The organism is Lactobacillus sp. UCMA15818, assembly GCF_030400225.1.
In the GTDB taxonomy this organism is placed as follows: domain Bacteria; phylum Bacillota; class Bacilli; order Lactobacillales; family Lactobacillaceae; genus Liquorilactobacillus.
Window position 1 is genome coordinate 1 of sequence record NZ_VJYB01000005.1, and the last position, 14,201, is coordinate 14,201.

Here is a 14,201-nt window from a genome sequence, read left to right on the forward strand (position 1 = left end):
GCTAATGTGGTAGAACCGATACCACTTAAATATTCGGTTACAACTTTTATTTTGAAGTTCAAATTAAATTTCATTATAGTAAAACCCCCAAGATTGGATTTACGTCCAATCTTGGGGGTTCACTTTATCATTCAAAAAATAACTTTGCTATTTTTTTATATGTTGCAATTGTATTCATATAACTTGTAATACTAGTCGCCTCATCCGTCTGATGCGCGACTTCCCATGTATCTGGTCCTAACACAACAACTGGAAGCGTTGGATATTTCTGCACGTAGACACTTGCATCCGTCGCACCATTGATAATTCCCAATTGTGCTTTAGGACCAAAATGTTCTCTTGCCGCTCTAGCTACCTGCGATACAAAACCACTTTCTACTGGAGTACTCATTGGAAAGAAATCATGCACTATTTCGAGCTCCAACTTCAGCTTACGTTCTGTATTTAATTCTTTGATTGTTTTAGCAAGCATCTCTTTAACCTTTTGATTGCTTAATGTCATTGTTGGCCGAATATTACCATATAATTCTGCATAGTCAGGAATTATATTGACTTGGCTTCCCCCATTAATTGTAGTGATACTGTGCTTAAATTCACCCAGAATTGGGTCAACTGGACTATTCTCAAATATTTTTTGTTCGGCATTAATGAAGTAATTCAATCCAATAATTGCATTGATTCCTCTCTCTGGAGTTGAACTATGCACAGACTTCCCAAAACTTTTAATCCGATAATTTAATGATCCTGAATGTGCATGAATTATCTCACCTGCGGTAGGTTCGCCAACAACCATAGCTGAAACATCGTCCAATACATCACTTTCAACTAAGCGATATGCTCCTTTTGCTCCAAATTCTTCACCTGCGGTCGCCACAAATTTTATTTTGCCTGAAATTTTCCCTCGTTCTTCATTCAGTTCAATCATTGCGATTACTGCCGCGGCCAAACCACTCTTCATATCTGCTGCACCACGTCCATAAAGATTATCACCAATTACTTCAGCTCCAAAAGGATTATACTTCCATTGCTTTGCATCTCCAATTGCTACAGTATCTTGATGCCCTTCAAAACAAAGAACTGGTCCGTTGCCTGCACCTATCTCAGCGACAAGGTTTGCACTGTCTTCATCAAAGTAGTCTGCCTGCACCTTAATCTTCTTTTCTTTAAGAACACTTACCAGATAATCTGTTACTTTTGCCTCATTGCCGTTAACTGAGTTGATTTTTATCAAATCACGTAATATCTTAATTTTTTCGTCCTTATTCATAATTTATACCCCTTAGTGAATTAGTAATAAAAAATTAGTGCACACTTTTCTGATAGAAAAGCAGCACTAATTTTTTATTCTTTTTTACTGAAATTATTAAAGTCTAAGATTTTACCTTTAACTAAAATTGCTTTTTTCACTGAAGCTGGATTGTGAGCAATCTGATACTTGAGCTTATCAAGCGTATCTATCACCTGGCGCAATTCATTGACTTCTTGTGAAGCATCCTCATTAACTTCGCTAACAGCTTGCAAATTAACAAGATTTTTTACCATTGTTTGATATCTAATAATCACAAAAATAATATTGAAATTTGAAGAAATTGTTCTTGGATTCTCTAAATCTGGATGTTTTTCAAGAAGAGAATATATTTCTGGATAGTAGCGCAAAGCAACTGTATACACTGGAAAATACCGATGAAATACTTGTTCTTCATTCTTAAATCCGAAACGATCAATTTCTTCTCTCATAATATCTTCCCCCTGCAAATCCAACTGCTGCTTAAAAATCAGCTGGTCGTGTAATATCTGTACTAAAATAATACGCAATTGCCTTTAGAATTCTTTCACTTGCATGACCATCACCATATGGATTCTTTGCTTCTGCCATTGCTTGATAAACCTCATCATTATTTAACAGCAAGTCCATATTCTTTTCAACTTCTGCCTGATTTGTTCCAACAAGTCTTAATGTTCCTGCTGCAACACCCTCTGGCCGCTCAGTCGTATCACGTAAAACAAGGACTGGTTTCTTAAGCGCTGGTGCTTCTTCTTGAACACCACCCGAATCAGTCATAATATAATAGCTTCTGGCACAGAGATTATGAAAATCAACAACATTTAAAGGCTCAATCAAATGAATTCTCGCAGTGTTCCCAAGTATACGTCTGGCAATCTCCCTAACCTTCGGATTCAAATGCATTGGATAAACAACCTCAACATCTCGATTTTGCTCAACAATTTTGCGTACGGCCCCGAATACCTGCTCCATTGGTCTCCCAAGATTCTCACGGCGGTGCATAGTCAATAATATTAATTTATTTTGCTCATCTACTTCGTCTAATACACTGTGTTGGTAATTATTTGTCACTGTTTCCTTAAGTGCATCAATTGCTGTATTCCCAGTTATAAATATCTGCTCAGCTTGATGGTTTTCCCTAAGTAAATTGTCCTTGCTCTGACTTGTAGGAGCAAAATATAAATCACTTAAAACATCCGTCATTTGGCGATTCATTTCTTCTGGATAAGGGGAATACTTATTCCACGTCCGTAGTCCCGCTTCCACATGGCCTAATGGGATCTGACGATAAAAAGCCGCTATTCCAGCCGCGAAAGTTGTCGTCGTATCTCCGTGAACTAAAACTACGTCAGGTTTTTCTTTCTCTAATACTCCATCCAACAACTTCAAAACATTAGCGGTAATATCTCCTAATGTTTGATTTCTTTTCATAATATTGAGATCATAGTCAGGCACGATATTGAAAATTACCATTACTTGATCCAGCATTTCGCGATGCTGAGCCGTCACAACAGTTATAGCCTCAAATTGACTTTCTTGTTTCTTCAATTCTAATATCACAGGTGCCATCTTGATAGCCTCAGGTCTAGTTCCAAAAACCGTCATTACTTTTAATTTCTTCAAAAAAAACCACCTCATATTATCTAATTGATATACTAATTGTACTACAAACAAAAGCTTATCGAAACAGTAATTCCAAGTGTCCTATTCTATTTTTTGGCTCTATACTCAACGATTATACAATCTTACTTGTCACCACAAATTTCGCAAAACAATAACTAGAATATGCCTCGCATTCCAAAGATTTGCTATCAAAAAAGTAACTAAAAAAACACCTCACAATTATTAGATTATTTCTCTAATAATAATGAAGCACTTCAATGAGTTAGAACTCTTTTTGTTATCTATGATTGCTAAAAATGCGCTTGATCGGAATCGAACCGATGACCTACCGCTTAGGAGGCGGTCGCTCTATCCTGCTGAGCTACAAGCGCATACCAACAGGTAAATTACTAACTATACAAGTATATGAAGATAATTCCGTAAAGTCAATAGTTTACCGCATTAGTGGCTGTAACATAATGAGCATTTTGATCTGCTTTGTTTCGTTAATTACGTATCAATATATTCTGTTCTCCCAAACTTATCATCTGGTTATTGATTTTCTTTCTTATGGTGCTTTCCTTTATTCAACTGGTCTCTTTTTCTTTTCTTGTGCTTTTTTTTCTCGACCACAACAGGAGGAACTGCTTTTTTCTTCTTACGAGGTGTAGTAGACTCAACTCTTTGCTTAGTTGGTTGCGATTCCCTGACATCATCTGGTAACTCTTCTGTCCGCAACAGCGCCCCACGATAGACAGTTCCAAAATGCAACTCGTAATCTTCGGAGTGTATCAATTGACGAAAGTTCCGCAAATCATGTTCATTACCCAGATTAATTACAATTCCGCTTGCACCCATTCTACCGGTTCGACCAACACGATGAATATACGTATTACTATCTTTTGGTAAATCGTAATTAATAACCGCAGGGAGTCCTTCAATATCAAGTCCCCGCGCCGCAACATCTGTTGTCAATAATAAACTAATCTCACCTTTGCGCAGCTGACGCAAGGCTTTTTCACGTTCCACTTGACGCTGCTGTCCTTCTAATACAGCGACTTTAGCACCCAAGTATTTTAACTTATCCGCTGCATTCTCAATTTCAGTAACCTTTTTGAAGAATACCAGAGCACTGAATCCTTCAAGATTGGAAAGTTTACGCAAAGTCTCAATTCTTTTCCTGACAGGCGTTTCTACCAGAAAGTGCTCAACCTCACCTTGAGTTTGATCATCTGCACGTACATCAAAAAGTGCAACCTCGGTTCCAAACCATTGATGCAACTGATCGAACATCTCTGACTTAGTAGCTGAAAAAAATGCAAGTTGCACAATTCCAGGTGCATGGCTTAATAATGAACGACATGCAACTAAAGTCTGTTCGGTTAACAAATCATCTGCTTCATCAAATACAAATGCTTTAGCATTATGCAACTTTAACTTCTTATTTTCCGCTAATTCAAGCATTCTCCCAGGTGTTCCAATTACAACTTCGGGTGCCTTCTTCAGTTTTTCAATTTGACGCTTTACATTTGCGCCTCCAATCAATGAAAGGACTGTTAGATCGACAAGTTTTGCCCATTGCCTGGCTACTTCAGTAATTTGTGTGGCCAATTCTTGTGAAGGCGCAACTATTACTAACTGAACTCCTTGAGCTTTATCAATTCGTTCAAAAAGCGGCAATAAGTAGGCCAAGGTCTTACCAGAGCCTGTTGGAGCGAGCCCCAATACACTTTTCCCTTCCTTGAGTGGTTCATATACCCGCTCTTGAATTAATGTTGGTTTTATAAAACCTTGTTCTTTAAAATTATCTTCAAATTTTGAATACATCTTTCCCTCTTCTGAGAATATGACAAAAGTCAAATTTTTCTAGCTGAGCTTCAAATCACTTGAAAATTTCTGTTTTTTGTCAAATTTCCCTATCTAAATTCTTTATCTGCCCTAAATGCAATCTTTGCACTTGATCTTAAATCATATAATACACGATTAACTTGTACACTGACCGCTAACCAATCTTCCATCTTTTGCTTATTATCCAGTGACAATGGATCTTGTAAAATACTTGCAAAGGCTGCCACCTCAGCAGCCATTGGATTAATAGCTGACTTTTGTGTTAACACTTGTTTTGTAGTTCCATCAATGGATTGAATATCAGCAAGATCTGCTGCATTGTCCATAATAATAGTTTCTCTAAGTCCATATATTTCACTTGTCAGATATGAATTAGCAGTTTTACCTACATTTAAAGTTACTGTATATTTTGGATAGTTTAGCAATGCCAATCCCTTACCATCAATTCCATTTCGCAGCTTAGTTGCTGTGTAACTCACACTGTCTGGAAGTCCAAACCAACTAACAGCATCATATACAAGATACACTCCCAAATCTTGTAATGCTCCGCCTGAAAAATCTAACGAGAAAACATTTGGTTCATTACCTGCTAAAAAATCATCATACTTGGAAGAATACTTCATATAAGTTAGTGTTGCACCTTGAATGGTATCCATCTGTTTAACTGTTTCTTTGACCTTTAAGAAATTCGGCTCATGAAAATGTCTTGCTGCTTCAAAGTAATAGATACTATTATATCTGCGTAACAGCCTTTGTAAAACCTTCATTTCAGCGGGATTTGAACAAGCAGGCTTTTCAACAATCACATGCTTGCCTGCCAAGATTGCCTGTCTGCTTTGTTCAAAATGTAAGCTATTAGGAGAGGCAATATAAACAACCTCAAAATCTCCTTCAGAAAAGAATTGATATAAGTCCCGATATCCCTTAACATTTTCCGAAAATTCATGCCCAAATTGTTCAGCCTTTTCAATTGAACGCGAGAAAACACTGGTCAGTTCCCACGAACCATTTTCTCGTGCAGCTTCAACAAATTGTTTCGTAATCCATCCTGTACCTATTACCCCTAACTTCAACATGAAAACTCCTCCTTTGTGAATCGCTTTCTCAAAACTATTGTAGCAAAAAAAAGAGATGGAGTATATCTCTGTAGGAATAGTTAATTGCTTATATTCAAAAAAATCCTACTATAATTCAATTGTTATCAAAATTTTTCAGATAATACAATCTTATTTCAAAAAGAATATAATGCTGTTAAAATCTGTTTAAATACTACTTTATTTAACACTTAAATGTTATATTATATCTTGAAATCAATTAAAGTTATTTTTAAGATTAGTGAGAGGAGCGCAATTATTAATGAATCATAAACAACATGCTACTTCAAGATTCAGCCTGCGCAACCATTTCAACCCTCTCGTCCTATTTAAGAAGAAGTCAGCAGAAACCTTGCCTACCTTCTACGTGGGCAAATGGAATTTTACGGATGAATTCAGTGGGAAAGTCCATATGCTTGAGATTGATGCCACACTCAATGTACTCATTGATGGTCGTAAGTTACCTGGAAAAATAACAAAACTAGATGATAAAGAATTAACCTTCATCGATAAATATGGTTATCACCTACGTCTTGATGCCACTGAAAAACATCCTGTAAGTTTATTTGACGAGGCCGATAATCGTGTTTATCCAGTTATTAAGATAAATGGTTAATCTAGCATCTAATTTTTCAGTGCTTAAGCAATAAGATAAATTGCTGATATATCCATCATTCTCTGCTCTTTTCCTATGTTCGCAGGAGGTTTAATTCAATGAAATTATTCACTAATTACATAGACACCCCAATCGGTAAAATGGTTAGTATTAGTGATGATAACTACCTATATTTACTACAATTCACTGATTCAAAAAAACTAGATTTGCGAATACAGCAAGTGACCAAATTTTATAAAGCCGAATTGATTGAAGAAAACACGGCCATTTATCTAACTTTAAAAAAACAACTTGCTGCATACTTCCGCAGGGAAATAAGTTTTTTTTCGATTCCTTTAGTTCTTAACGGAACATCGTTTCAAAAACAAGTCTGGCATATCTTGCAAGATACCCATCCTGGTGAATTTCTTACTTACAAGAAAATTGCAGAGCGTCTTGGTAGTTCTGGTAAATCACAGGCGGTTGGAAATGCAAATGGGGCTAATAAGATTGCAATCATAATCCCTTGCCATCGAGTAATAAATGCTAGTGGTTCTCTTGGAGGCTACGCAGGTGGAAAAGCGCGAAAAGAATTTCTTTTAGGTCTCGAAAATAGGGATATTGTCTTGTTTTAGATTTAAGTTAGTAATGTTCAAATAGACTTATCCATAATAAATAAGGTTGGGTCAAAATTTAACTTTTGGCCTAACCTTATTTATTTATTCATCAGGTCAAACGTGTTCCGTACGTCAGTCAAGATTATCCATCTAATTCGAAATTTTCCCAGCTTATGTCCCCTCACTCTGTCATATCTGCTTCTTTCTGTAGAGTATCATCCTCTTAGCAAACTCCTACTTAATATTTTTTGTTATCCCATCTGATACACTTACCATATATTTATCAGACAGGCCATATTTAGCGAGAATCTTCTTAAGAGTTCCATCTTTTTTCATCTTATTCAATGCTTTATTTGTCGCATTCAGCAATGACTTATCAGAGAAATCCACTGCCGCCCCAATTTGTCCAGTAGCCTCAGATTTGTATGAACCCAACAATTTAAGTGATAGTGATGAATCCTTGGAAAGAGTGTAATCTGCAACTATCCCATCAGTAACACAGGCTGCAATTTTACCAGTATCAACAGCCAACATTAATTCAGTTTGTTTCCCATATACTTGAACATCCTTAACCATCCCTTCTTTCTTCCATTTTTCTGCAATTTCTAGAAATGCTGTCCCTTTTTGTGCACCAATAACCTTGCCTTTTAGATCCGCTAACGAATTGATACTCGAATTTTTGGGAATTACAACCGCGTCTCCTTCTTTATACCATACGTCTGTAAAAGCAGCTTTTTGGAGACGATCCTTTTTTATATACATAGCATCTGTCACCATATCTATTGAACCCTTGTCCAATTCGACCAGAAGATTTTCAAACGGAACTTGCTTCATCTCAACCTTCTTTATTCCAATACGCTTTGCAATCTCCTTGATAATGTCTGCATCAATGCCCGTAAATTTCTTTGTTTTTGTGTCAATGTAAGCAAATGGTGCATCATTAGATGAGCCAACGACAAGTACGCCCTTTTTCTTAATCTTTGCAAGAGTATCTGTACCTGACGCTGTTGAAGAACTTGTTGAACTGTTTTTGTCTGAAGAACAAGCAGTTATAAATAATAATAGTGATAAAATACCCAATAATGATAATAATATCTTTTTCTTCATACAACTATCTCCTTTTTTAGTGCAGAATTTTCATTTTTTTCTCAAATAATTTCATCAACTGTGATAAAGGCAAGCTTAATAATAGATATACAACAGCCAAAATTGTATATGATTCGATTGTTTCAAATGTTTGTGATGCATATGTTTGTGTTCGCAATAGAAGCTCACTCACTGAAATGATAGCTAATAATGATGTATCTTTTATCATCATTACCAGATAATTACCCAACACAGGAATACTATTTGTAAACGCCTGTGGAATGATTATCTTCCATAAAACCTGGTAATAAGTAAAGCCAAGTGCTAGGCCTGATTCCTTCTGTCCCTCATCAATTGAGAGAATAGCAGAACGAAACACTTCAGAAATGTAAGCTCCATAATTAATTGAAAGTCCTGCAATCCCTGCAGCCACCGCTGAAAATTGAATATTAGCACTACTATTGCCCATTGACTTTAATATACTATCGAGTATTAATGGTACAACATAGTAAATATAGAAAAGTTGTACAAGCAGCGGAGTTCCCCTAACAATTTCCACAATCGTAGCAAAAAAGTACTTGACAATCTTTAATTGTGTAAGCCTGCAAATTGCCACTAGCAAACCTACTACTACCGCAATCAGAAAACTAGAAATCGTTGTTTGTAATACAACCACTACACCTTGTAAGAGTGATGGAACTAAATTATTAAAAGCATCTGTCCAGTTTAAATTCATGCAAAAAATCCTTTCTTTACAGAATACGAGCGAGAAATTCTTGAGTTCTGAGATTTTGAGGATTTTCAAAAATTTCACTTGGAGTCCCTTGTTCCACTATGTATCCACCCTCCATAAAAATCACTCGATCAGCGACATCACGCGCAAACCCCATCTCATGTGTAACCACAATCATTGTCATCCCATCGTTAGCCAACTTTTTTATAACCTTTAAAACCTCCCCAACCAACTCTGGATCCAATGCTGAAGTTGGTTCATCAAATAACAGAAGTTCTGGATTCATTGCAAGTGCTCTTGCAATCGCCACACGCTGCTTTTGACCTCCAGACAAAGAAACGGGATATACATCTTTTTTCTCAAGCAGACCTACCTTATTCAATAGCTCGCAGGCTTCTTCTTCAGCCAATTCTTTCTTCTTCTTGTTTAAACTTCTCGGTGCCATTGTTATGTTGTCCAGTACTTTTTTTAAGTTGAATAAATAATATCCCTGAAATACCATTCCTACACTTTGCCGATACTTGTTTACTTTGATTTTCCCATTTAGGATACTTTGATTTTGAAAGATAATATCGCCAGCCGTTGGTATTTCAAGTAAATTTAAACATCTTAAAAATGTACTCTTTCCTGAACCAGATGGCCCAATAATACAAACTACCTCTCCTTTTTTTATATTCATACTGACATCTTTCAAAACCAAATTTGAGCCATAACTTTTTGAAATACTCCTAACAGACATCATCGTTTCTTCCATTTCTGTACACCTCCTAAACCAGGATATTTTACTTAACACTTAATTCCTCAATTGATTCCTCTAAAATTGTTAGACCAACATTTAATTGGTCATCTGTTACCACTAAGGGGGCTAAGAAGCGAATTACATTTCCATGCACCCCTGCATTTTCTATAATTAATCCCTTTGAAACACAAAGTTGAATTAAAGCATTCACAAATTTAGTAGCAGGCTTCTTAGTCTCTTGATTTTCAACAAACTCAATCCCAATCATTGCACCCCATCCTCGGACATCTCCGATAACTGAATATCTTGTTTTCCATTCCAAGAATTCTTTTTTGCAGCGTGCCCCAATTTTTTGTGCTCTGGTTATTAAATCCTCATCCTTAATGATCTCCAAGACTTCAAGTGCCGCCGCACACGCAACTGCATTTCCTCCAAATGTGCCTCCAATTACACCCTGTGGTACACTATCCATTATTTCCTTTCTCGCAATTACACCGCCTAACGGTAATCCACCAGCAATTGACTTAGCTACGGTTAAGATGTCTGGTGCAAATCCTGCTTCTTGCCAATAATTTGAAGCAAACATTCTTCCTGTTCTTGCAAAACCACTTTGTACCTCATCTGCAATTAATAAGATTCCATTGTCATCACAAATCTTTCGCAGCGCTTCGACCCATTTTAATGGTGCAGGAATAAATCCGCCTTCTCCTTGAATTGGTTCAAGGACAATTGCAGCGACTTGGTCAGCAGCCGACTCTTCTTCAAAAATCTGATTTATTTTAGCTAGATAATATTCAAGTGCATCTTCTTCTCCTATTCCCTTTGGCAAACGATACATATTAGGAAAATCTGCCCTAAATATTCCATCAGCCAATGGGCCTGTGCCTTTTGCATATGCTTTTTTTGATGTCATTGTCATTGTCAATAATGTACGTCCATGGAATGCACCTGAAAAAACAATTATATTCGGCCTACTTGTATATACTTTCGCGATTTTGATGGCATTTTCATTTACTTCTGCACCACTATTTGCAAAAAATACTTTTACATCTTTTTGTTTCTTAACTGGAGCAATTTCGGCAAGCTTTTGTGCCAACATTGTATACCCTTTATGTGTAACTATATTAAACATTCCGTGCAGGTATTTCTCACTTTGCTTTTTTACCGCTTTAACAACACGTGGATTTGTATGTCCTACATTTAAGACGCCCACTCCGCCTACCCAGTCCAAAAATAAATTTCCATCTGGATCTTGAATAATTGCACCTTCTGAATTTTCAATCACTACAGGATACACACAGCCCACAGAATTGGGAACATATTTTTTTCGTTCATTTAATATTACATTTGCTTTAGGACCTGGTAACTGTTTAGTTATAATTTTTGGCAATCTTGTACTCAACATCTATAATTCCTTCTTCCATTGACTTGTAAAATATTAGATATATAATGATAAACAAAAAAAGTTGGTGTAAAAATGGCTATAAATTTCAGATCAGTCTATTATGCAACTAAAGAAAAATATGAAATGAATCTCATAACCGGCAGTACTGGCCTAGATAAATTGTTTAGCTGGGTTCATATCCTGGAAAATATAGACACTATGGATTATCTGCACGGAAACGAGATTGTTATAACTACTGGAATAGGAAAGAGTTCCGACTCTTGGCTTTTTGAGTATGTCCAAAAGGTAATCTCCTCTGGGGCAACTGCCCTAATTATTAACACAGGGCAATTTATTAACGATATTCCCAAGAACATAATTGATTATTGTGGTAGAGAAAATTTTCCTCTAATCACAGTCCCTTGGAAAGTGCATTTAATTGATATAATTAGAGACTATTGCAACCGAATTTTTGCAAGTGAACAATTATCATATAGTCTTATGGGAAGCGTCAAGAATGCAATCTTTCATCCTAACGCACCTGAAACATTCGAGCGACAACTTGAAAGAAACAATTTCGACCTACATTCCGATTACACTATTCTCGCGATTAACAGTAATGACCTGAATATTTTAAAGATTGATTCTAAACTTTATGGAAAACTTCGGCTTAAAGTTGAGGTTGAACTAAATAAGTTTGCATTCATTAACTGTATTTTCGATTATGATAGTTCCTTCTTCATCGTAATTAATAGTGCAACCAATATTTCAGAATTTGCTAACTCAATTGATAAAATGCTGAAAATTAATTTCAAGGAATATCATTTCAACATCAGTGTAAGTTCAACAGCTTCATCCATTTTTGAACTGCATCGTTCATACAAACAAATTGAATATGTTAAGTCTCATATGCATAAAAAATCTTCAAGTTCAGTTTGCTTTTTTGAAGACAATGGGATAAATGAACTCATTTTAGCCGTTAATAATTATCAGCTTCTTGAAGATAGTGCCCTAAAAACATTGGAACCTCTTTTGAAATATGATCAAGAAACTGGTACTCAATACTTAGATCTTCTCAAACTATATCTACAAGAGAACTGTAGTGTTAAAGCTGTTTCTGAAAAAACATATACCCATCGAAACACAATTAATTATCGTATCAAACGTATCAGAGATTTATTGGGTATAAATCTTGATGAGAACGAAGAACGTTTTAAACTAATACTTGCATTTCACATTATGGATATTTTATAATTTTTCCCATCTCCTTTTCGTTGTAAGCATATTATCATAATTATTCATAATGTGACATGTATCAAAGCATAAATATACTATTGAAAATTTGTGCTGGAGCACAAATTCACTTTTCTTTTTTCATTTTTATCTCCCTTAAACTTATTTTTAAAAAAAATAGCGTTATCATTCAAAAAATGTGTATAAAAAATCTAGGATTAATTCTGACTGAGAACAGCTTTTGCTAATCTCATTATCAAAATTAATTCTAGACTTTTATGTGTAGTTCTAAAACTTTATAAAATTAAATTCAACTGTTTTTTATACTATTACAACTCAGTATCTCTCAACTCAGCCTATTTTATATATGCATTTTTCCAGACAAATCCACCAACTGAATTGTACTTCACTCCCCTAACATTTGACTTTAACAAAAGTGCAGATGTGGGTTGGTATAATAAGGCAAGTGGCTGTTCCTCATCAAGAACATTCGTAGCATTGGTCATTGCTTTCCATCTGCCAGCCATATCACTGGCATTATCATTTTTAGAACTTGAAACATACTTATCATAATCACCATTATTCCACTTACCGAAATTATAAACATTATCACTTGTCATTAGGTTTAAGTATGTCAACGGGTCAGTAAACTCTGCTCCCCAACCAGTTAATACGAGATCAAAGTCTTGAGTCATCATCTTAGTAATTCTATTTTTCTTTGGCATATCTGAAAGATTGACAGTTAATCCTGACAATGTTGTCTCATATTGACTCTGTAAAAATTCACCCGTATTCTTACTTGTGTCGTCATCATCACTAAGGAATGTTAATGTCAACTTCTTAACACCAAGCTCTTTCAAACCCTTCTTCCAATACTTCTTAGCAAGTTTCTTGCTATGTGCTGAAGCTTCTTTTACCTTGAGCATTCTTTGCAAAATCTTTCCCTTTATAGCTTGTTAACCCTTCTGGAACAAAATTCTTTGATACAACAGAACCGTCCCCCAAAACCTTTTTAACAAGCTGTTTACGGTTTACAGCATAGGACAACGCTTTGCGGATATTCTTATTTTTTAAGGCTTTCCTAGTTGTATTGTAATCAACATAGGTTGTTCTTGCTTGTTCTAATGACTTAAATTCTTTATTGTTCTTCAATTGACGAGCTTGTTCACTACTTAGAAGTGTTTCATCTAATTTACCACTTTGATATAGATTATATGACGTGGTTGTACTCTTCGTTACTTGGAAATTTATTTTTGCTAGCTTAACTTGCTTCTTGTTCCAATAATAATTGTTCTTCTGTAGATTCCACTTATCATTTGTACCTGTCCAACCTTTAACAACAAAAGGGCCATTGTAAAGTGTGTATTTTGAGGAAGTTCCATATTTTTTACCATATTTATTAACTGCATTCTCGTTCAAAGGATTAAAACTTGCAATCACAAGTAATTTTTTGAAATAAGGAATTGTCTTATCCAATGTCACTACTAACTTATATTTACCTACAGCCTTAACCCCCAATGTATCAGGTGACTTTTTGCTATTCATAATATCTTCCGCATTTTGGATACCATCAAAAAGGTAAGAATTTGGTGCAGCTGTTGCCGGAGTTACCATTCTACGCCAACCATAAACATAATCCGCAGCCACAACTGCTTTACCATTACTCCATTTAGCATTTTTTCTTAAGGTAAAGGTATATGTCTTTTCATCTTTAGATACTGTAACATTCGATGCTCCAGCCAATTTCAACTTGTTATTACCATCCAAAACATAAAGTCCCTCATTACTGTTACGAAGAACCTCTCCCCCAACAGAATCATCAACTTGATCCGGATCTAGTGTTTCAAGAGATGACGGTTCACTCCAATTTAAAACTTGTTTAGTCGCAGCATCAACGCTCCTACTGGATGTTCCTAGTAAAAAAAGTCCTGCTGCAACTACTAACCCGCCTGATACTAAAACTCTACTCAATCTCATCCTAAAAT

14 protein-coding genes and 1 tRNA gene are annotated in these 14,201 nt (G+C 35.8%); 3 read left to right on the plus strand and 12 right to left on the minus strand.

Translation table 11 applies throughout. The annotated features are described in order from the left end of the window. Positions 1 to 127 precede the first annotated feature (127 nt). From FFX44_RS07400 to FFX44_RS07425, 6 genes are all read right to left on the minus strand, one after another. Positions 128 to 1,267, minus strand: a complete 1,140-nt coding sequence (locus tag FFX44_RS07400; protein ID WP_289979391.1) for an ArgE/DapE family deacylase — start codon at positions 1,265 to 1,267, stop codon at positions 128 to 130. A 74-nt stretch (positions 1,268 to 1,341) separates the two neighbouring features. Continuing rightward, positions 1,342 to 1,737 (minus strand): hypothetical protein, encoded by a 396-nt coding sequence (locus FFX44_RS07405; protein ID WP_289979393.1) that lies wholly within the window; start codon positions 1,735 to 1,737, stop codon positions 1,342 to 1,344. A 31-nt stretch (positions 1,738 to 1,768) separates the two neighbouring features. Beyond that, the gene (gene wecB / locus FFX44_RS07410) at positions 1,769 to 2,908 is read right to left on the minus strand and encodes a UDP-N-acetylglucosamine 2-epimerase (non-hydrolyzing) (RefSeq protein WP_289979396.1); all 1,140 of its coding nucleotides are present in this window, start codon (positions 2,906 to 2,908) and stop codon (positions 1,769 to 1,771) included. Positions 2,909 to 3,205: 297 nt separating this feature from the next. Beyond that, positions 3,206 to 3,279, minus strand: a tRNA-Arg gene (locus FFX44_RS07415). 160 nt (positions 3,280 to 3,439) lie between these two features. After that, a complete protein-coding gene (locus FFX44_RS07420) occupies positions 3,440 to 4,714 on the minus strand; it encodes a DEAD/DEAH box helicase (protein ID WP_289979398.1) in 1,275 nt (424 codons plus the stop codon). An 89-nt stretch (positions 4,715 to 4,803) separates the two neighbouring features. Then, positions 4,804 to 5,811, minus strand: coding sequence for a Gfo/Idh/MocA family oxidoreductase (locus FFX44_RS07425; protein WP_289979400.1), 1,008 nt, complete (start codon positions 5,809 to 5,811; stop codon positions 4,804 to 4,806). Between the two features lie 280 nt (positions 5,812 to 6,091). On the opposite strand from FFX44_RS07425, the gene FFX44_RS07430 reads away from it, so the two are divergent. Next, positions 6,092 to 6,445 (plus strand): DUF4828 domain-containing protein, encoded by a 354-nt coding sequence (locus FFX44_RS07430; protein ID WP_289979401.1) that lies wholly within the window; start codon positions 6,092 to 6,094, stop codon positions 6,443 to 6,445. A 98-nt stretch (positions 6,446 to 6,543) separates the two neighbouring features. Beyond that, positions 6,544 to 7,059 carry a methylated-DNA--[protein]-cysteine S-methyltransferase gene (locus FFX44_RS07435; protein WP_289979402.1) on the plus strand — a complete coding sequence of 172 codons (516 nt, stop codon included), beginning with the start codon at positions 6,544 to 6,546 and terminating at the stop codon, positions 7,057 to 7,059. Between the two features lie 216 nt (positions 7,060 to 7,275). On the opposite strand, the gene FFX44_RS07440 is transcribed toward FFX44_RS07435, so the two are convergent. The 4 genes from FFX44_RS07440 to FFX44_RS07455 are packed head-to-tail and all read right to left on the minus strand — an operon-like array spanning position 7,276 to position 11,004. Further along, positions 7,276 to 8,148, minus strand: a complete 873-nt coding sequence (locus FFX44_RS07440) for an ABC transporter substrate-binding protein (protein WP_289979405.1) — start codon at positions 8,146 to 8,148, stop codon at positions 7,276 to 7,278. 16 nt (positions 8,149 to 8,164) lie between these two features. Next, a complete protein-coding gene (locus FFX44_RS07445; RefSeq protein ID WP_289979406.1) occupies positions 8,165 to 8,863 on the minus strand; it encodes an amino acid ABC transporter permease in 699 nt (232 codons plus the stop codon). A 16-nt stretch (positions 8,864 to 8,879) separates the two neighbouring features. Next, positions 8,880 to 9,614, minus strand: coding sequence for an amino acid ABC transporter ATP-binding protein (locus FFX44_RS07450; RefSeq protein ID WP_289979408.1), 735 nt, complete (start codon positions 9,612 to 9,614; stop codon positions 8,880 to 8,882). Between the two features lie 28 nt (positions 9,615 to 9,642). Continuing rightward, entirely contained in the window at positions 9,643 to 11,004 is a 1,362-nt protein-coding gene (locus tag FFX44_RS07455) for an aspartate aminotransferase family protein (RefSeq protein WP_289979410.1), read from the minus strand. A gap of 72 nt (positions 11,005 to 11,076) precedes the next feature. On the opposite strand from FFX44_RS07455, the gene FFX44_RS07460 reads away from it, so the two are divergent. Next, the gene (locus FFX44_RS07460; RefSeq protein WP_289979411.1) at positions 11,077 to 12,237 is read left to right on the plus strand and encodes a PucR family transcriptional regulator ligand-binding domain-containing protein; all 1,161 of its coding nucleotides are present in this window, start codon (positions 11,077 to 11,079) and stop codon (positions 12,235 to 12,237) included. Between the two features lie 335 nt (positions 12,238 to 12,572). On the opposite strand, the gene FFX44_RS07465 is transcribed toward FFX44_RS07460, so the two are convergent. Beyond that, on the minus strand, positions 12,573 to 13,142 hold the full coding sequence (locus FFX44_RS07465; protein ID WP_289979413.1) for an ABC transporter substrate-binding protein: 570 nt from the start codon (positions 13,140 to 13,142) through the stop codon (positions 12,573 to 12,575). Beyond that, entirely contained in the window at positions 13,111 to 14,193 is a 1,083-nt protein-coding gene (locus tag FFX44_RS07470) for a peptide ABC transporter substrate-binding protein (RefSeq protein ID WP_289979414.1), read from the minus strand. Before FFX44_RS07470 ends, FFX44_RS07465 begins: the two co-directional genes overlap by 32 nt. Between the last annotated feature and the right edge of the window lie 8 nt (positions 14,194 to 14,201).